20 protein-coding genes and 1 tRNA gene are annotated in these 17138 nt (G+C 59.7%); 9 read left to right on the top strand and 12 right to left on the bottom strand.

Annotated elements, in window-relative coordinates:
* Positions 1-573: 573 nt before the first annotated feature.
* The gene (locus tag ACFFWD_RS03745; protein ID WP_376961573.1) at positions 574-741 is read left to right on the top strand and encodes a hypothetical protein; all 168 of its coding nucleotides are present in this window, start codon (positions 574-576) and stop codon (positions 739-741) included.
* A 229-nt stretch (positions 742-970) separates the two neighbouring features.
* Here ACFFWD_RS03745 and ACFFWD_RS03740 read toward each other — a convergent pair whose 3' ends face one another.
* From ACFFWD_RS03740 to ACFFWD_RS03730, 3 genes are all read right to left on the bottom strand, one after another.
* Positions 971-1174, bottom strand: a complete 204-nt coding sequence (locus ACFFWD_RS03740; protein WP_376961571.1) for a cold-shock protein — start codon at positions 1172-1174, stop codon at positions 971-973.
* Between the two features lie 108 nt (positions 1175-1282).
* Positions 1283-1465, bottom strand: a complete 183-nt coding sequence (locus tag ACFFWD_RS03735) for a hypothetical protein (RefSeq protein WP_376961569.1) — start codon at positions 1463-1465, stop codon at positions 1283-1285.
* A complete protein-coding gene (locus ACFFWD_RS03730; protein WP_376961567.1) occupies positions 1462-2028 on the bottom strand; it encodes a hypothetical protein in 567 nt (188 codons plus the stop codon). The genes ACFFWD_RS03735 and ACFFWD_RS03730 overlap by 4 nt, the downstream gene beginning before the upstream one ends.
* Before the next feature lie 282 nt (positions 2029-2310).
* On the opposite strand from ACFFWD_RS03730, the gene ACFFWD_RS03725 reads away from it, so the two are divergent.
* Positions 2311-2637 carry a hypothetical protein gene (locus ACFFWD_RS03725; RefSeq protein WP_376961565.1) on the top strand — a complete coding sequence of 109 codons (327 nt, stop codon included), beginning with the start codon at positions 2311-2313 and terminating at the stop codon, positions 2635-2637.
* A gap of 430 nt (positions 2638-3067) precedes the next feature.
* Positions 3068-3265, top strand: coding sequence for a hypothetical protein (locus ACFFWD_RS03720; RefSeq protein WP_376961563.1), 198 nt, complete (start codon positions 3068-3070; stop codon positions 3263-3265).
* A gap of 502 nt (positions 3266-3767) precedes the next feature.
* Here the strand turns inward: ACFFWD_RS03720 and ACFFWD_RS03715 are convergent.
* Positions 3768-4598: a hypothetical protein gene (locus tag ACFFWD_RS03715; protein WP_376961561.1), complete on the bottom strand. Its 831-nt coding sequence runs from the start codon at positions 4596-4598 to the stop codon at positions 3768-3770.
* Positions 4599-5138: 540 nt separating this feature from the next.
* On the opposite strand from ACFFWD_RS03715, the gene ACFFWD_RS03710 reads away from it, so the two are divergent.
* Both ACFFWD_RS03710 and ACFFWD_RS03705 read left to right on the top strand, forming a co-directional pair.
* Entirely contained in the window at positions 5139-5333 is a 195-nt protein-coding gene (locus ACFFWD_RS03710; protein WP_376961559.1) for a hypothetical protein, read from the top strand.
* 320 nt (positions 5334-5653) lie between these two features.
* A complete protein-coding gene (locus tag ACFFWD_RS03705; protein WP_376961557.1) occupies positions 5654-5944 on the top strand; it encodes a hypothetical protein in 291 nt (96 codons plus the stop codon).
* Positions 5945-6245: 301 nt separating this feature from the next.
* On the opposite strand, the gene ACFFWD_RS03700 is transcribed toward ACFFWD_RS03705, so the two are convergent.
* The 8 genes from ACFFWD_RS03700 to ACFFWD_RS03665 form a co-directional block, all read right to left on the bottom strand.
* Entirely contained in the window at positions 6246-8183 is a 1938-nt protein-coding gene (locus ACFFWD_RS03700) for a phage tail protein (protein WP_376961555.1), read from the bottom strand.
* A complete protein-coding gene (locus tag ACFFWD_RS03695; RefSeq protein WP_376961553.1) occupies positions 8180-8371 on the bottom strand; it encodes a hypothetical protein in 192 nt (63 codons plus the stop codon). The genes ACFFWD_RS03700 and ACFFWD_RS03695 overlap by 4 nt, the downstream gene beginning before the upstream one ends.
* 104 nt (positions 8372-8475) lie before the next feature.
* Positions 8476-9681: an HK97 family phage prohead protease gene (locus tag ACFFWD_RS03690; RefSeq protein WP_376961551.1), complete on the bottom strand. Its 1206-nt coding sequence runs from the start codon at positions 9679-9681 to the stop codon at positions 8476-8478.
* Positions 9674-10273, bottom strand: coding sequence for a hypothetical protein (locus ACFFWD_RS03685; protein ID WP_376961549.1), 600 nt, complete (start codon positions 10271-10273; stop codon positions 9674-9676). Before ACFFWD_RS03685 ends, ACFFWD_RS03690 begins: the two co-directional genes overlap by 8 nt.
* Before the next feature lie 459 nt (positions 10274-10732).
* Complete coding sequence (locus ACFFWD_RS03680; RefSeq protein WP_376961547.1) at positions 10733-11155, bottom strand: hypothetical protein; 423 nt, start codon at positions 11153-11155, stop codon at positions 10733-10735.
* Positions 11156-11535: 380 nt separating this feature from the next.
* Positions 11536-12924: an AAA family ATPase gene (locus ACFFWD_RS03675; RefSeq protein ID WP_376961545.1), complete on the bottom strand. Its 1389-nt coding sequence runs from the start codon at positions 12922-12924 to the stop codon at positions 11536-11538.
* A gap of 197 nt (positions 12925-13121) precedes the next feature.
* The gene (locus ACFFWD_RS03670) at positions 13122-13274 is read right to left on the bottom strand and encodes a hypothetical protein (RefSeq protein ID WP_376961543.1); all 153 of its coding nucleotides are present in this window, start codon (positions 13272-13274) and stop codon (positions 13122-13124) included.
* A gap of 47 nt (positions 13275-13321) precedes the next feature.
* The gene (locus ACFFWD_RS03665) at positions 13322-13645 is read right to left on the bottom strand and encodes a hypothetical protein (protein ID WP_376961542.1); all 324 of its coding nucleotides are present in this window, start codon (positions 13643-13645) and stop codon (positions 13322-13324) included.
* Between ACFFWD_RS03665 and ACFFWD_RS03660 the strand changes: the two genes are divergently transcribed.
* The 4 genes from ACFFWD_RS03660 (at position 13644) to ACFFWD_RS03645 (ending at position 16967) form a co-directional block, all read left to right on the top strand.
* Positions 13644-14237 carry a hypothetical protein gene (locus ACFFWD_RS03660; protein ID WP_376961540.1) on the top strand — a complete coding sequence of 198 codons (594 nt, stop codon included), beginning with the start codon at positions 13644-13646 and terminating at the stop codon, positions 14235-14237. The genes ACFFWD_RS03665 and ACFFWD_RS03660 overlap by 2 nt on opposite strands.
* A gap of 26 nt (positions 14238-14263) precedes the next feature.
* Positions 14264-15409, top strand: coding sequence for a tyrosine-type recombinase/integrase (locus ACFFWD_RS03655; protein ID WP_376961538.1), 1146 nt, complete (start codon positions 14264-14266; stop codon positions 15407-15409).
* Between the two features lie 73 nt (positions 15410-15482).
* Positions 15483-15572 (top strand) — tRNA-Ser (locus ACFFWD_RS03650).
* A gap of 162 nt (positions 15573-15734) precedes the next feature.
* Positions 15735-16967 carry a tyrosine-type recombinase/integrase gene (locus ACFFWD_RS03645; protein ID WP_376961536.1) on the top strand — a complete coding sequence of 411 codons (1233 nt, stop codon included), beginning with the start codon at positions 15735-15737 and terminating at the stop codon, positions 16965-16967.
* Positions 16968-17138: the final 171 nt, after the last annotated feature.

Genomic DNA, 17138 nt, shown 5'->3' with positions numbered 1-17138 from the left:
GGGGGGGCGCGCGTCGCGAGCGGCTTCGCTCCAGCTACACCACCAGCTGGGACACGACCATCCGTCGCTAAAAGCCCAGTCACTTCCACGGACGGAAGGGTGGCCGAGTGGTTTAAGGCACCGGTCTTGAAATACAGTTTTTGCTGTCCTCCCAGTCCCTGACCGTCCCCGATAATCCTGTTTTGTTGATGTTTTTCGAGGCGTTCGGGTCTGCTGGTACTTGATGGTCCCTACCCGTTTTGTTGAGTTGGGTGCCAATTGCGGTGCCAAGATAGACACAACGACTTGCTGCGCAGCCATTGCGCAGCATCTCGTTGATTTGCCCCCAAACAACGCCCATCCCCGCCGACCATTCGCCGGGCTTATCCGCAGCATATTGCGCAGCATATTCGGGTGTGGTTGCGACAGCGCGAAATAGACGTCCGTTAGCCCGGTGTCCTATTTAGGATTTGTTGGTGTCCTAAATTGAACTTTCAGTTCCCCGACCCATTATCGATCATCGCTGACTCTAATCGTGGCATCAGCGGCTGAGAGACCACCGTGCTCCCGCCTTCTCCAGCTTGGAGGGGACGCATGGCCGAAGACGACTTAAGGACCGACCAAATCTTAGCGCTGCAAGACCAGCGGGACCGCTGCCTCAGACTCGCGAACGCAATCAACGACGAGCAAGCCAAGGGCATCCTGGCTCAGATGGCCAAGGGCTATCAGGCGCAAATCAGGGAATTGCTTTCGGAAAAGTAAGGCAGCCTCATCCCCCTCCGCCCAAACGACCCTCGGCGGATAGAGCGCCGAAGGTCGCCAACCCAGTGAGGGTTTTCTCCCGGTAGGGGCTTGGGGGCTAAGAACCGGAAGCTTGGAACCGACTCTCCAAGCTCCATTTGGTTCCATGCAGCGTGTCCTAATTCAATTCGCTATTGCGAGTGTCGTAACTGGGACAGCACCGGGATCAGGACACCATTCCGATTCCTTGTCAGCCGACTCTCAGATTCTCCGCGGACGTCTTGCCCCGATTTTCCTTTTCCTCGTAGCTCACCTTGGCGCCCTCATTCAGAGTGCTCAGGCCTGCCTTTTCCACCGCCGAGATATGGACGAACACGTCTTTGCCGCCGTTGTCGGGCTGGATAAATCCGAACCCTTTGACCGGATTGAACCACTTCACAGTACCTGTAGCCACGTCCGCTCTCTCCCTTTTGAAGCAATGGTGGGCAGCCTAGGGCGCTAGCGTATCACGCCGCAAGGAAAAACCCGCCGGCGTGAACCGGCGGGCTTTCCGAAGCGGCGGTCAGGCGCAGTCGTTGCCCCCGATCAGGGTGATAACGGGGGCCGGATTTTTCTCTGGCTCGGAGAGGAAGACCGTCACGAGATCTCTCGCCAACTGCAGCACGATCAGCGCGTCCTCGGGATCATTGGGCAACGCTGCGGCGATCTGAATTGCGTGCCGGCGGTGTTCTGAATCTATCTTCATGACGCCACCGGATTCATAAGACCTACCAAATCGATCGCCACAGAGAAGCCGATCGGCGCGGTGCCGCTGAGATAGGTGGCTTGTGGCACGCAGTCATATACGCTGGAGAGGCTGGCCTTCAGCGCCAGCTCGCGCATGTCCCGAGGGCTGATCCTCGCAACCGCCATCTGAGCGCCCTGGAAATCCCTTTCTGCCTCAAGTTGAGCTCGCCAGCTTTGGCCTTCTGTCGCATCCTGATATTCGCGCCATTTCCGCGCCCACCTCTTGCGGCCCCGCTTGCTCAGTGGCTCGGGATTGGTCATTCGCCACTGATGCACCTTCAGGTCATCGGCATTGAAGCGCGCCTTAGCTGCTTTCAGGCGTTCATGGGCTTCGTCTAAGGCGCGGGCGGCATCGCGCAGCTCGGGGCTGGCGTCAGACGGGCCCACCGGCGCCGCTGCGGCCACCGCTGGCGGAATTGTCGCCAGTGCCAGGACGGTGCCACCAGCGGCCACGCCAGCGGCTCGGGAGAGGAAGCCCCGACGCGTCGGGGTTATGGTATTGTTTGAGGTAGCTTCGGGCATAGCAACTAATCCTTGCTTGCTTGGGGTTAGAGCCGGGAGCGAGGTTGCCGCCTTGCCCCGGCTTGCTTCTATGTTATCATAGCTGATGGCCAAATCAAGTTATGATAACATAGCGAAGCCAGTCAGAAAGCGATCCGCCAAGACCGGGACGCTAGTCGGCGTTCGCCTGCAGTCCGAACAGATCAAGGCGATCGATGCATGGGCGGCCAAGCAAAAGCCTCCTGTAACCCGCCCCGAAGCCATACGGGGCATCCTAGAACTAGGGCTGAATGCGAAGGGGAAATGAGCGGCGAGCCGCCGGAAGAACGCGTGATCTGGCGCAAACGCTTTCAAGGCCAGCATTTTGATTTTCGGGGCAAAAGCATTTTCACTCGGTTTGACGATTGCGAGTTCGTGAAATGCACACTGCTCATCGATTACCAAACGGAGCAACTAGCGTTCACTGCCTGCGTGTTCAAAGACTGCAACATCGACAAGCTGGAACAGGATGAACAGCGCGGGTTGTACGTGAGGGACAATTTCTTTGATCGCCCGCTAGAGGAACGGCGGGCCGAATTTGAAAAAAGGCTGGCGGAAGCTCTGGCCGCTCGGAAGGCGAAGGGGAAGTGAACGCGCGTTCGAAGGGGAACGACCCATGAAGCCGCTAATCGGACTTATCGCGCTGCTCTTTACGACCAGCGCATTTGCTCAAGCTCCTCCACCGAAGGCGGCTAAAAAGCCGCCCGTTCAGGTCAGGCCGCAAGCGTCAATGGGGTGCAAATTCGTCGGGACGGTCAGAGGCACCAAGATCTGGGCCGGTGACTGCATTGCTGCGGCACCTGCGGCGGAAACTCCACAGCCAGCACCCCCGCCTCCACCCACTGGCGGTGTCACCGCCCCCGCAGAGAAGCAGTGATTGCGGCAATCGTGACCAGATATCCCGCTTAAAAGGCTCCCCTACAGCGCGACAGACCTCTCAACGAGCCGCAAGCCCGCAGGAGAGAGGATCGAAAGCCCTCTCCGCGCGTTGACTCATTGAAGCCCAAATGGGGAGGTCACGATGATTAAAGACCGAGACCGACGGGCACCGACAGCTGCGGAACGCGAAGCCCACAAGCTATTCAGACAGGCCGAAGCGAAGGAAGCCTTGACCGATTACGCCGAGGCGCAAAAGGCCTTTCATAAAAACCGAGAGCGGCTGAAGGCCGAACGGCTGGCGCGGGAGGCTGAAGCGGCCAACCGCACAAAAGCAGGTTAAGCGTCCATCTGGATGACCACAGGGGACCAAAGTTTTTGCCTCCCCGGTGGAAGCGTGAAATGGCCCTGCACTTTCGCCGCGCGACAGATGATCTTGAGATCTGGAGCGCGAGCGATCGTGGCTATTCGTTCGTGATCAGCAACGAGAGCCGCAGCGGGCCCGGTCTCCACGGACCTCCCGGCTTTGTTGCCTCATGGCGCCCCATCGATTTCAACCAGCCCGCATGAGGGTGGGCGGATCGCCGTTCAATACGTTCGCTGAGGCGGAGAAGGACCTGCGAAGCTTTCCTGGAGCACTTGACCGAGTAAAGGGCCTCTTTAAAGCCCGGCCAATTAGTCCGTTGCTTTGGAACGCTTCCTTGGATCGGCTGCCGAACTTGAACTGTTCGTTGCGTAGGCCCCGGACTCCAGCTTCCAAATCGGGATGTCGTAGAATTTGGCCACAGGATCCCACTGAGGCGATATCTCTTCTCGCATGGCCTGTAAGGCTCTGACCCAGCTATTCATGGGTTGAGCTCCATGTCGTAGAACAGCTTTCGGCTGATCCATTTGAACCCCTCGTGTTTGGTGATTGCCGCGATTTCGATCGGGCCACCGACTGTTTCTGCACCGAGATTAAATCGCATGAACCCGATTGTTGTCTGCACCATGAATTTCGCAAGCTCGATTGCATCCTGAACTGGCATCGCAGCCAACACGACCGGCGCACCTAGCTTATTCTGCACCTTCTGAACCGCTTCGTTTGCCTCTTCCTCCGGAACCCCCTCCTCGATGAGAAGTTCGCGAAATTTCACCCCGACTCCCAGCAACAGCCGTGATAGCGCATCAAGTTCACCGTCCCAATTCGTTCCGCAATCCGCTTGATCGCGCAGCAGGCTCGGCGGCCCACACGTTCCGTCCACAATGCGAACGTCCCACAACTCAGGCAACGCTGCACCCGCAGAATAACCGCATACCTTATAGGCAAGCGAAAAACCTTCGGGCGGCTCCCCACCATATTCTTGCTTGAAGAGCTCTTCAAAGAGGAATTGCCGTACATGCTCAGCAACAAGCTTCATCGTGTAGTCGGGCGGGAGCTTCCACTCCAAATGCGATTCTTCCTGACCGCTCAGTCGCCGCCTTAGATCCTTTGTAATCGTTGAGATCGACGCCGACCCAATGCCCCCTGCACCGCAGGTCAGGCCACCGATGGGTAAGCCCTTGACGAGGTTAAATGCCTTGTTGGCGCTATTATAAATCTTGATAGGAACGCCAGCATCATTCGAAAAGGTTGTCGCACTGTCGCAGGCTAAAACAATTCCGTCATTGATTTTGACGGTTACAATGACCGTCATCGGCCTATCCCCCGCGCCGCTGAACACAAAAGATTGTTGAACTTAGCCCAGGGGTTCTACCCTGAGTCTCCATCGATTGTCGCGCTGAAAGTGATACCTGCAGGTCGTCGCAAAACGCGCAGGTGATCGCTTTAATTGCACAAGTGGGTGGACCAATAGACCACCTCCAAACTACCTGGACAATGGCCGGAGCGGGTCCCGTAGGTCGTCGAGAAAGACGCAGGCCGTTGCGAAACCTGCAGGTGATCGTTAATCGCGCAGAAAGCAATCAAGACCCCCCCTGAAGGCAGAACGGCTGGCGCGAGAGGCTGAAGCGGCCAACCGCACCAAGGCAGGTTAAGCGTCCATCTATCTTCTGGGATACTCCGGTTTAGCTCTTGCGCTCTCGTTCCGTTCGCCGAATATTTCTTGGTGCTCGTACAGAGTGCGGACGGCCTCCGGTGCTTTGACCCGCTGTCCCGGTCGCGTCGGGGGCCGTTCACTAGCCCCTTCGCAATGTTGCCGCCATTCAATCCAGCTCTTTGTCGCGTTGGGGGAGTGATGAAAACGAGCGCATACGATTGCGGCGATACGATCGATGAGAAATTGGCTCGCCAGCGCGCGCACGAAAACAACATCGCGCGCTATCGCCGTTTGCTCCAGACCCAACTCTCGGATGTCGAACGCAACTTCATTGATCAGCGCCTTGCCGAAGAGCAGACTGCCCTATCAGTGCTTGCTCACATCTCGACCTGAGGGTCCGCTAACCGCCGCCGCGGCGGGTGATGTGAAGGCATGACCGGATTGGGCACGCGTGCCGGTGGCGACCTTCGGCTTCCGCTTGTTCACCGATAGAGTCCGGGCGACGATGCCTGCATGAACTGCCTCCGCTGCGATGACACCGGCTGGGTCTGTGAAGCCCATCCTGAAAGTCCTTGGGATGGTCCGCATGCTTGTGGCTGCGGGGCAGCGGGTGCTCCCTGCCCGGCCTGCAATACCCCTAAGCCTGGAGAGGCGCCGCGGATGCCCAAGGGGACCACGCCGATCTTCGACAAACGCGGCTGGCGGCGGCGCTGATGGCCGACGAGGGCTGGCACCGCGAGTTTGAGGATCCGATCGATTTGCCGGACGGCCGCAGGCTCGTCACCCTGCGCGACGCCGCGCGCTATATTGAAGCGCTGCCGCCGAAGATCTCCGCCAAAGAGCACTGGCAGACCGCGATCGAGATGCTGATCTGGTGCGCCGACAAGGGCGGGATCCGGATGATGGCGCACATCGCGATGCTCAAGGCTCTGCACCACGGGCGCGAGCCGAGGCCGCCGGCGCCGCGCAAGAAAGCGGCCAAGCGCTACAAGATTGTCAGATAAACCGCATCGGCCGGCGGACTGCTCGCAGGAGCAAATTTACCGTTGGGAAACTTGCTCCTATCCCCACAGCGTCTCGAACCCGCCCCGAATCAGAAGCAAGTACTGGAATTGCAACGTCCCCATACGTTGCGCGCTGGTACCTCGCTCCATTTCACACCCCCCAACCCGTGCGATGGGGCGAGGCTTTTTATTAGCCGGCCGCCCGCGTCGCGGCCTGCAGGACCCCCTGCGCCCGCTGCCTAGCCGTCAGCAAGTCGCGTGACGAGCCTCCGGCATAGATGTTTTGAGTAACGGCATAGCCTCAGCCTACCGCCAGCGCCTTCAGCGCACTGTCCGGCTTCAGGGCGTACAGCGTGATCTTGCGGATGTAGAACTGGCCGGTGTATTCGTAATTCGGATTCGCCGGCCCATAACTTCCGATGGAGATGTATTCGACGTTCGAAATTGGATCGCCGCTCGGCCAAGTCTGCACTTCAGGCACGCTGATGTCTGTCGCGATGGCGAGATGGCCGAGCGCCGGATCGTTGCTCGCAGCCCTAACGAACGACGCAGCAACGCGTGACGGCCCCGGCAGGGCATATGGATTAGTCTCCGCCACACCGAAGTTCCAATCCGCTGCGATGCGAGCGAACGGACCCGAATCTCCGAAATACAATTCATTCGAGTGCAGGCCATCGGCGCTGTTGAAATAGGCCAAAATGGCGAACGGCCCGTTCGTCGTCACCCTCTGCCACTCAACGACAACGGTGAATCCGGCATTGAGAATGAGATTTTTCCAAGTACTGAGGAATGGCCCTGCCACTATCGGCCTGCTGGCGCCCGCTGCCCTTGGATTATTTATGACAAGGCCGGCGCTGGTGACGTTCGGCCCGCCAGTGCCAGACTCGCTGACGACATCAGAGAGATTGTAAAACGCTCCGTTCACCCAATAGCAAGGCGCGGTGAAATCGAGATGCGCAACCGCACCGACCGGGACATCGCATGCAGCGTCGCAGCGCAAGATTTCCGTACCGATCACCGACACTTGGAAATTCGCTAGATTGCGCTGCGTCTCGAACACGCGGCCGATGAACGAAGCGCCACCATCCGAATACTGGAACGGATCGCCGGCCTCGATCCCGGACACCGAAGGATTGACTACAGCCCCGAATTGGTCCTGCGCCGCCAGCTCCTCATAGAGCGATAGGTTGACGTCGGCAGCCGCCTGGTCAGCATACGCGACGATCGGCAGCTCGACGGTCTCCGAATTTACATTGCCCGTGGTCGGCAGAGGGAATGCTTCCGCTCGCGCTGATGCGATGTTGGGCTCGTAATCCCGCGCGATATCGATGAACGAGTAAAGTTTTTCCCGCGGCTGGATCAGGACGTCGGCCTGCGAGAAGTTGATCGAGCCGCGGATGACGTTCGTCCTGTCCAGCGTCGCTGCAATCGGCAACGTGGTGGGCTCGATGATCCGCAGCTTGTCGCGAAAGCTGATATTCCAGTTGACGAAGATCTTGCGGAAGTTCTGCAGGAAATCGACCAGTGTCATCTGGTTGGCGACGATCCATGCAGGATCGCTACCTTGGACGTTCACCACGAAATCGCTATCCGCCAACCGCATGTAGCGGAGCAGAACGGTCAGCGCCTCAGTTCGCGTGATGCCGTCACTCGGAAGGCCGAACGACGAGTCTGATATTTCGAGCGACGGCATCGGGATGATGCCGCCGAACGGCTTCAATGGAACGTTGATCAACTCGCACATGATGTGCGACCGATAGGCAATGGCATTTGCCCCAAACCGATCGATGCTCGACTGGAATGGCGTTTGCGTTTCCGTCCCTGTCCGAAAATTGATCCGGTCATTGGTCAGGATCGCAGCATTGAGCGAGCCCGAGACCGAATTCCACTGCTCCTTACCCCGCAGCCGAAGGCTTGTAATCGTGCGCGTTCCGCTAGGATTGGCCGATATGCCCACCGATGCTATAAATGAGACGGTCGGATCTGTCTGTGTGCCACCGAAGTAAGGGCCCTCGATGATGCGCCCGCCCATCAGGGCCTTTCCGCCCACGAAGATCGGAATCGTCTTGCCGTACAGGATCGCGTCGTATGCCGACGACTCGATTCCCATCGTGACGGGCGGCGTTGGCTGCGTCGGAAGCGTATAGGTCTTGACGTTCGCTAGAACGAAGTCAAATGCTTCCTGCGCGCCACCATATCCTCCACCACCGACACTTGCGCCTGACGGATCGCTTATCACGTCGCGTCCGTCTGCGCTCCGTCGCGAGCGACAAGCCTCAAGAACGGTTTGCCGGAGCGCTCCGCTTGCTCGACGAGCGCGAGGTCGCTGAGCTTTTTCAACGCCTCGCGCGAAGCGCCCATCGCCCTCGCGTCAAGGAATCTGCGGAGCGCTGGCGGAGCATCAATGATGCGGTGCATGATCTGCATGTTCGAGATTCCTAATCGTTGTGAAGGGATGCGGACCGGGATTTATTCCCGGTCCGCGATTCCGCCGCGATGGCGGACAATTGCGCGATGAGCGGCACGCAATTTTAGATTCCATAGGCTTGCCGACGAAATTTCGCGGCTTCCGCTAGGCGCTGTTCGCGGGTTGGGGGCCGATCATCATGGGAGATCGAGGCGCGCGCCTTCGCTGCAAGCTCGCGAGCTTCGCGGAGTCTAGCCGCCATTTTGATTTCACCAAGCCGCTCTTCGAGGACATCAACTAGTGCCCGCGCCTGACTGATGACCGTTCCGGGCATGCTGGACTTTTCGAGCGCAGCGAAGCTCTGCCGCCAACCGACTTTTGACGCTATAACGGCGCCCCCTCCGACACGGCAAAACGGAAACTGGTATGAGTTTGCGTCGAGCGGCGCCGATGGTTTGACCGCGAAAAAGTAGTCTCGCGCGCCATCCAGGATCGTCCCGTCCGGGGAGAACTTCTCGAGCAAGGCCGCCTTCGACTTTGCTGGATCGTAGGCGTCATCGCTCGCATCAATCGGCATTGTGGAAATGGCGTGGCATTCCCAGTCGCTGGCCGCTTCCTCCGGAAGTGGGAAATCATTGAGCGGAACGTTACGGCTCGCGGATTTCGCAGCGGCCGGACCAATGGCCCAGCACGACTGATTACAGGGCGTCCCGGTCAGACTCCATTCAATGAGGCGGATTTCGGTGAAGGTTATCCCGGTCGGGTTCGCCGGATCAGTTGACAGCTTGTAACGGACCGGCACGAATCCGATGCTCGCGCCCCTCAACTGCCCCGCCCGGACCATTGCCGCAACCTCGTCGGCCCGTGGCGAAATGCCCGGCGCTGGGAAGTTCGCGACAGCTAGAATGGATTGATCAACTCTCCACGGAGCCGACGATCGGGCGACCGGCAGGGCGATGCTGTCGTGGGATAGCAATACCGGCAAGTTCTTTGGGTCACTTTGCACGCCGTCAGGCAGGATCGAGTCTCCTGCCAAGTCCCGGTCCGGCGTGGTGATCCGAAAAATCCAAGGCGGATTGCCAGGCTGGCCGGCGTCGGCCGCGAGCGCTGACGACTTCATCAGCTTCGCGCGAATGCTTGCGAGAGATGCCGCAGAATCGATGAACTTGCGAGGCGCTGCTGCAGCACGGAAGGCGTCCTCCCGCATGCTCATGATCCAGTCACGCAATTCGGCGGCTTGCTTCGAATCCCAGTGAACTCGGTTGCCGCCGTCGACGCCCTTGATCCGGCGCGCGAGTGCTTCCTGGCGCAAGAGATCGATTTCAGACATCCGACCTTGCCTTCTCGATTTCGGCGCGCGAAACGACGCCCCTGGCTATCGCGCGCTCGCAGCACTCCCAGATTTCATCTTGTCGATCGCCGATGCCCAGCAATTCGATTCCATCCGTTGGCAGGGAGCCACCGCCGCCAGCGGAGCGAATGTTTTCGCGCAACTGCTCGCGTTCGCGATTGATGCGCTGGAGCTCCAGGACCATCATGATGCGGCGGCGCTCAATCTCGGCGACGTCCGCAGAAAAGGAGGCAAAGATCTTCTCGGCACGTTCGATGAGGAGCTGATTGCGCTCAAAACGGCCGATCTCTTGCGCGCGCAGATAGACGGCGCGCTTTTTGCGCACGATCTCCAACTGCGAAATTGAATTTGCGGTAGGATCGTAATCGGTGCCGCTGAGCAGCGCCCTGGCCGCTTCCGTGAGGCGCGAGGCTGAGAATCCGCTGCTACTCTCTTCGAGAGCCAGCTGAACTTCAAATAGGGCCTTGTCATCGGCCTCGATCTTCGCGAGTTGGCGCTCGAGCGCCGCCAGGCGATCAACTTCGCCATCGACGGGCGCAGCTACGGGTTTCTTTCTGAGGGCGGCAATCATGTTTTCACGGCCTCAAGCGTTCATCTTAGAACGCAGATAGCCACGACTATGTTTGCAACATCCATAGGGAGATGTTGCAAACTTCAACGGCCGCGGTGGCCCTCGATTAAATTCAGGATTTGCCGCCAAGACAGCGACGCGCCGACGCCGAAAAAGGCGATTTTGAATAGCAGGCGCCGACGTTCGCCAGCGCTCTCCGGGGGGCCACCATCCCGTTCGCGAAGCCATGGCCCCGATAGGTACCTGGCGAGATCCACGGCGATGGCCTTGGCCGAGCCGCTCGGCGTGCCAGGGTACAGAGCAGCAATGTCCCTGATGGCCTGGTCTCGCTCGTCAAGCCTCCGGGCGCGGGCTGGCTGCGCCGAGGCTAATGCCCCCTCGAGCACCGCCCGGTCCTCCGGCGGCAGCCGGTCAAGAATAGCCTGCAGGCGTGGCGTGAACATCCCCGGTGACGCCTAACTAACGAGCGCCGGCAAGCTCTTTCGGGAATTCAGCCCGCAAGGCCTCTTCGGAAACGTGCAGAACGTCTGCGATGTGACTGACGCGAACCTCTAGCTTGACCATCGCCCCCACAAATCGGCGGGTTCGATGTGCAGTCGACTCGTTTCGCTCATCAAGCAGCGCCCAGGCGAGCGCGCTGGCCATGTCGCCGAGGTCTTCGAGATGTCGCCCGAAGGGCCGCGGCGTGATCCAATGGTTGTGCGCCGCGTAGGCCAAGAGATCACCATAGCTAACGCCAAATTGTTGGCAGATCTCGTCGACAGTACCCCGGCCCGCGAAATAGGCACGCGCGACAGCATCCCAGTCCACCTTCGCCGCGCTCGGCTTGCGCCCAGCACCCACGCGGGTGCCACCGCGGCCAAGTCCTTTTGATTTTGTCATGTCCGTCCACCTTTCCTTTTGATTTCAGAATCGAGAAAATGCCTGCGGCACAGGGCCAACTTTGCTTTCGATGCCCCTTTGATTGTTCTTCAAACTCCCCCAGCGGAAAAAAACCTCCGCCAGACGACCCATGCGGTTCCGGCTCCCCGCCGCGTCTGAGGATTTAAACCCTACCCATCGGCCAGGGCGGCCGAAGCGCCAGCGGCCACCGAGGCCGCGGCGAGCGCTTCGATCGCCTCTAGGGGTGTGGGGTGATTGAACACACCCGATTGAAGGGGCGATCGAAGGCGATTGAAGGGGCGATCGAATACCCGATCGAATAGGCGATTGAACCGATCGAAGGCCGATCGAAGGGGCGATCGAAGTGCATTGGAATACCTTCACGGTGCCCTCTCAATGTGGCTCACGGCCCGGCTTTTGGGCCCGGTAAAGACGGTGACGATCTTGTTGCCGGTGAAGAGCCGCTCCATCGCCGCGGCGAAGGCGCTGGCGGCCACGCCGGCCGCCTCTGGATCGTTCGCGAACTCGGCGGGCGCATATCCCCTGCCCGTGCTGGGACGCACTGGACGGCCCTGAGCGTGGCGTTTGTCGAGCAACCGCAGGAACAGGTCGTCGACGTTCTGCTCGGCCACAGCGCGATAGGGTGAAGCCGCCCCGAGGTTGTCAGGGACGAAGGTTAGCCCGCCCCACCGCAGCGTCACCTTCTCACCCGAACGTCCGTAGTTGCTCTTCTTCGTCTCGAGCACGCGGACGTCCTGGTCGTCCTTATCCGGGTCGGACAGGTGCAGCATCGATCGCACTGAGTTACGCCAGTCGACCGAGTTGGAGGTCCCGCTGCCATCAGCCATGCCGCGAACGCTCGGATGGTCGAGCAGCACGACCGCGACGTCATGGGCGCGGGCAATCTTGCGAAGCATGGCGAGGAAGGCGCGAACCTGCCGGCGGGCGACGGCCTCTCCGTCGAACACCGCGGCGATGCTGTCGATCACCACCAAGCGGGGTTTGTGCTGGGCGATCCAAGCCTCCAGCCAGTCGAGCAGCGGCGCTCTCATCAACCTGCCGTCCTTGCCAGCGTGGACAAGCCACGTCGCCTCAAGGTCGGGGAAGACCATATGCAGATCAGGCAAGTTATACGGGTCGATACCGCGATGCTCGCAGATCCGTTCGACGCGGTCGCGGATGTTGTGCTCCGGCTCCTCGCACGAGAGAAACAGCGCTACCCCGCTCTCGATGGTGCAGCCGAGCCAGTCGACCAGAGCGGCGGCAACGTAGATCAACAATTGTGTGATGATCTCGGTCTTGCCGGCGCCGCCGTTGCCGGAGAACAAGGTTAGGTCGCCAATAGGAATGCGGGCGTGGGCGAGCCATCCCTGCTTGGTGGGCTCGGTGCCCTTCCATGCGACTGGCGTCACGGTTGAGAGCGACAGAACCGGCGCCGCGCTTGTCGGGAGCGTCTCCAGGTCACCGAATATCGCATTGACGGCGCCACGCGTCTGCTCTGCCGAGATCGCGGCCTCGGCGAGCGCCTGCAGTCGCAGATCGGCCGATAAGCCTATCGCTTTTCCCGCATTGTCCAACCGGTCAATAGCGACTGCCTTTTCGATCCCGGCCGCAATGGCATGTCGAAGGCCTTCTCTAGCCCATTCGGCGAAGACCTTTTCTTCTTTGCCAGTCGCCGCTCCCGCGATGATGCGTAGCGCGGATTCGAAGCCGGGGAGCTCGCGCGGATCGATGCTCGCATCGGCCGTGATGCTTTCAATCTTGCTCATGACCGCGCCCTCATCGCGGCCCATAAGCGAGGCTAGCAACGATCGCAGCCGTGGCATGGTGGAGCGCGAATAGTCGGCGCAAGCGTCGTACTTGCAGATCCTGCGGCTGCTGGATATTGTCGGTGCTGCTTCTACAAGCCGATTGCGAATTCGCCCGCGCCATGGTTGCCGCCTTGGCCGGGCTTCGCGTTTCCGGGTCAGGCAAGACGGCGCACCTCCCGGATGACTTTGAAGCGCCGGAATTTCGCCGTCGGCTTCGGCTCCGGCACCCTGCCCTCGGCGATCATCATGGCGAATGAGATCGTTGGAAACGGCCCGGCGGCGGTGTCCCCGCTGATGATGTCGAACAAGCCATCGTCGCGCTGACGGATCTCAAACGGGCTGGATGTGGCTGCAATCATTTTTGGCCCGCGTCATCCAGTCCGAGTTTTCTTCGCAGCGGCGCCGTCACAATGGCCTTTTTCTTGCCCAGCTCGATTACTTCGAGCTCCCCCCTGCGAATTGCCTCATAGATGCCATTCCGGCTTAGGGGCAGGATCTTCGCCTGGTAGAGCTCGTCTGGAGTGATTGTGAACTGCGATAGCAGCGCGGTGACTTGCTCTCGGCTCACGGTTTCATCCTTTCGCAAATGGTGTTGATCCAGCACCATTAGTGTATCGCGGGCCAGTTTGGCAAGTAGTAGTGCTGGACAACCACTGTTTTTTTGATACTGTTTCGCCATGGCTGGTTTGAAATCGTTCTTGCCCGTAATGGCCGAAGCCTTCGGTACCACCGCCGATGCGCTCTACAGTCGCCAACGGGCGCTAACTCAAATGGGACTCCTGCCCTATGTGGCAGGGAAAGGACCCGGCAGCGGCGTCCCGCTCACCGCTGATTCGCTCGGGGTAATGATTATTGCCTTGATGGCCTCAGATAACCTTCGCGACACCGACACGAGGGTGAAGAAGCTCTGCGAGGCGCCGCCCGACAAGCTCATCGGTGATGAGTCGAAGCACTATATGGCCTTGCCTACGTTTAGGTCCGCCATGGAGACCGCTATCAAGGAATTTGGTCAACAGCACAGCGGATTCGTCGTGAAATCCATCCGCGTGTCTCCGGACAAAGGTCAATTTCTGCTGATTGAGCTTTCGAAGAGTTCCTCAAGCGGTTTCCAAACTGAGCGAAATCTCAAAACAAAAACATTCCGTGTTAAGCGCACCAAATCGGTGACCACAAAGGTCTCTTCGATCGTAAGGACCAGCGAGCTTGATCTTTTGACCCTCCCGTTCGCTCGGCTGATGAATGAATTTGCCATAGCCGAAAAACAGGTGTGAACATCGTTGTCTAATGAGGACACATCATGAAGGGCCACATCCAGCAGCGCGGCAAGAATTCGTTTCGGCTCAAATTCGATGCCGGCCGCGACGAAAAGACGGGTGAGCGGAAAATCCAATATCACACTGTCCGCGGCACCAAACGTCAGGCGCAGATCAAGCTGGCCGAACTGATCACTGCGGTCGACCAATCAAAATACGTCGAACCGAACAGGATCACGGTCGCCGAGTTCGTGCGCGCCCGCGTCGACCACTGGGAAGCCGCCGGTGATATCAGCGCCAGAACAGCCGCCCGGTATCGCGAACTCGTCGAAAATCAGATCGTGCCGCACATTGGCGCCAGGCTGCTGCAGAAGCTGCGGACGCTCGATATCGAGGAATGGCATACGACGCTGCGGAACAGCGGCAGGGCTGACGGCAAAGGCGGCCTTTCGCCCCGCACGATCGGCCATGCCCATCGCGTCCTCGGCAAGGCACTTCGCGACGCCGCCAAGAACGAAGTGGTCGTTAAGAACGTCGCCGCCTCTCAATCCGCGCCGAAGGTTGATGACGACGAAATGGTGATCGTGAAGGACGTGCCGGCGTTCATCGAGTTGGTGCGGGGTCACCGTCTATTCGTGCCGGCCATGATTTCGCTATTCACCGGCATGCGCCTTGGCGAAGTGCTTGCGCTGCGCTGGGGGCGCGTCGACCTTGACCGGAAGTTTATCGAGGTCCGTGAGGCGCTGGAGGAAACAAAGGCGCACGGCATCCGGTTCAAGCCGCCCAAATCGAAGGCCGGCCGCCGGGACATCACCCTGCCCGATTTCTTGGTCGATACCTTGCGTGAGTTCCGGAAAGAGCAATTGGAGATCCGGGTAAAGCTCGGCGCCGGCAAGCTTCCGGACGACACTTTGCTATTTGCCGGTCTCGACGGTGCCCCGCCCTCCCAGAAGCGATACAGCAAGGCGTGGAGCGATTTTGCCGACCAGATCAAGATGCCCGATCTGGGATTCCACAACCTGCGGCACACCCATGCCAGCCAGCTCATCGACGCGGGCGTGGATATCGTCACGATTTCCAAGCGCCTCGGGCACGCCAAGCCCGATATCACCTTGCGCATCTATGCCCATCTGTTCCAAAAGGACGATGGCAAGGCGGCAGCGGCGATTAATGCGGCGCTGAATCGCTAGGGTGCCAATCGGGTGCCAATTTCGCGGTTTGTTCTATTCGGGGCAGACGCTAAGCACTTGAAAACATTGAGCTGGAAGGGTGGCCGAGTGGTTTAAGGCACCGGTCTTGAAAACCGGCGTGCCCGCAAGGGTACCGTGGGTTCGAATCCCACCCCTTCCGCCAGTACAGTGTTCTCCCTTGTTCTCCACTGTTCGGAATCCCCAGTAAAATCAGCGCTTTCGTCGGCAGACTGTATTCCTTAGTTCGCCGTCGTTCCTCACAATCAAAGCGCAAACCGTAGCTTGGGACCGTAGGTTCGGAGGATGGTTTTGATCGGAGGAACACGTGCCTGGAAAGCTCAAGCCGCTCGACGTCGAACGTGAAATGAAGCCCGGTAAGTATGCCGACGGCGACGGGCTCTACCTGATCGTCACCGGCCCCGCGGCGAAGAGTTGGTCCTATCGTTATTGGAAGGGCGGCAAGGAGCGGTGGCACGGCCTCGGTTCCTTCAAGGACGTATCCCTTAAAAACGCTCGTCTCGCACGTGATGCAGCTCGCCTACGCGTGAAGGGGGATCGCAATACTGCCGGCGTAGACATCGTGCAGGAGCGCCGTGATGCCCGCCAAGAGGCGAAGGCAGTGGAAGCGCAGAACGCGGCGCCGACATTCGAGGAGTGCGCCGAGGTCTATATCCGCGCGCAATGGTCGACCTGGAGCGAAAAGCACCGCGACCAGTGGCCCTCCTCGCTTAAGCGATATGCCTATCCAACGATTGGGAAGTTGACGATCGCGGAGATCAAGCCGAGCCATATCCACCAATTGCTCGAGCCGATCTGGCTGACCAAGCGGGAAACCGCCAACCGCGTGCGCGGTCGAATCGAGACGATTATCGCCAGGAATGCAAACATCGACGATTCCGACTTCCGTAATCCCGCTGAGCTGACGAAACAGCTGCGCGAGAAGCTCCCAAAGCGCCCCAAGCGCGTCATCCGTCATCACCCGGCCCTGCCCTACGCCGAGGCCGCCCGGTTCATGAGTGAGCTTCGTGCCGCCGAGGGGCGCGCCGCGATGGCGCTGCGCTTCCTGATCTTCACCGTGTGTCGCACGAACGAAATCGTCGGCGCCAAATGGTCCGAGATCGATCGGACCTTTCCGACCGGTGCGGTTTGGCGGATCCCCGGCGAGCGGATGAAGATGGACCAGGACCACTGCGTCCCGCTCTCTCAGCCGGCGCTCGATGTGCTCGACGGGCTCAGCAAAGGCCAGCAGAGCGAACTGATCTTCACCAATCCGGATGGCCAGGAGTTTTCCGAGAACGCGATGCTCGCGGTCCTCGATCGCATGGGCTACGGGCACGTCACCGTGCACGGCTTCCGCGCGACGTTCGCGACCTGGGCCGAGGAATGCACAGACTATCCGGACGGCGTGCGCGAAGCGGCTCTGGCGCACAAATACAAAAGCGAGACGACCGCCGCGTACCAGCGCGGAGCTAAGCTCGAGAAACGGCGGGCGCTCATGAGCGACTGGGCTAACTTCATTCGCGCGCCATCGAAGGTGATCCAGCTGGCGCGCGGCTAGTGTACTCAAAAACCGGTCCCGTGACTCACAGAAGCAATGTCTGCTCTGCTCCTAAAGCGACGCGGTTACCGCACGGCAGCGAAATGACGCGAAGGGCCAGAAGGCGACGTACGAGCCATCATGCGTCGCGAGGAACGATGTAGAGCAGATGAGGCAGTATAAGCTCTGGAG

This window comes from Bradyrhizobium erythrophlei, assembly GCF_042430365.1.
GTDB classification, from domain to species: Bacteria; Pseudomonadota; Alphaproteobacteria; order Rhizobiales; family Xanthobacteraceae; genus Bradyrhizobium; species Bradyrhizobium erythrophlei.
This window is presented reverse-complemented; position numbering and strand designations above follow the sequence as displayed.

Coding starts and splice junctions, on each gene's coding strand:
- ACFFWD_RS03725 (WP_376961565.1), top strand. CDS start 2,311: ATGAGCGGCGAGCCGCCGGAAGAACGCGTGATCTGGCGCAAACGCTTT.
- ACFFWD_RS03660 (WP_376961540.1), top strand. CDS start 13,644: ATGGCTGGTTTGAAATCGTTCTTGCCCGTAATGGCCGAAGCCTTCGGT.
- ACFFWD_RS03665 (WP_376961542.1), bottom strand. CDS start 13,645: ATGGCGAAACAGTATCAAAAAAACAGTGGTTGTCCAGCACTACTACTT.
- ACFFWD_RS03715 (WP_376961561.1), bottom strand. CDS start 4,598: ATGACGGTCATTGTAACCGTCAAAATCAATGACGGAATTGTTTTAGCC.
- ACFFWD_RS03710 (WP_376961559.1), top strand. CDS start 5,139: ATGAAAACGAGCGCATACGATTGCGGCGATACGATCGATGAGAAATTG.
- ACFFWD_RS03720 (WP_376961563.1), top strand. CDS start 3,068: ATGATTAAAGACCGAGACCGACGGGCACCGACAGCTGCGGAACGCGAA.
- ACFFWD_RS03680 (WP_376961547.1), bottom strand. CDS start 11,155: ATGACAAAATCAAAAGGACTTGGCCGCGGTGGCACCCGCGTGGGTGCT.
- ACFFWD_RS03690 (WP_376961551.1), bottom strand. CDS start 9,681: ATGTCTGAAATCGATCTCTTGCGCCAGGAAGCACTCGCGCGCCGGATC.
- ACFFWD_RS03730 (WP_376961567.1), bottom strand. CDS start 2,028: ATGCCCGAAGCTACCTCAAACAATACCATAACCCCGACGCGTCGGGGC.
- ACFFWD_RS03695 (WP_376961553.1), bottom strand. CDS start 8,371: ATGCAGATCATGCACCGCATCATTGATGCTCCGCCAGCGCTCCGCAGA.
- ACFFWD_RS03735 (WP_376961569.1), bottom strand. CDS start 1,465: ATGAAGATAGATTCAGAACACCGCCGGCACGCAATTCAGATCGCCGCA.
- ACFFWD_RS03655 (WP_376961538.1), top strand. CDS start 14,264: ATGAAGGGCCACATCCAGCAGCGCGGCAAGAATTCGTTTCGGCTCAAA.
- ACFFWD_RS03685 (WP_376961549.1), bottom strand. CDS start 10,273: ATGATTGCCGCCCTCAGAAAGAAACCCGTAGCTGCGCCCGTCGATGGC.
- ACFFWD_RS03675 (WP_376961545.1), bottom strand. CDS start 12,924: ATGAGCAAGATTGAAAGCATCACGGCCGATGCGAGCATCGATCCGCGC.
- ACFFWD_RS03745 (WP_376961573.1), top strand. CDS start 574: ATGGCCGAAGACGACTTAAGGACCGACCAAATCTTAGCGCTGCAAGAC.
- ACFFWD_RS03705 (WP_376961557.1), top strand. CDS start 5,654: ATGGCCGACGAGGGCTGGCACCGCGAGTTTGAGGATCCGATCGATTTG.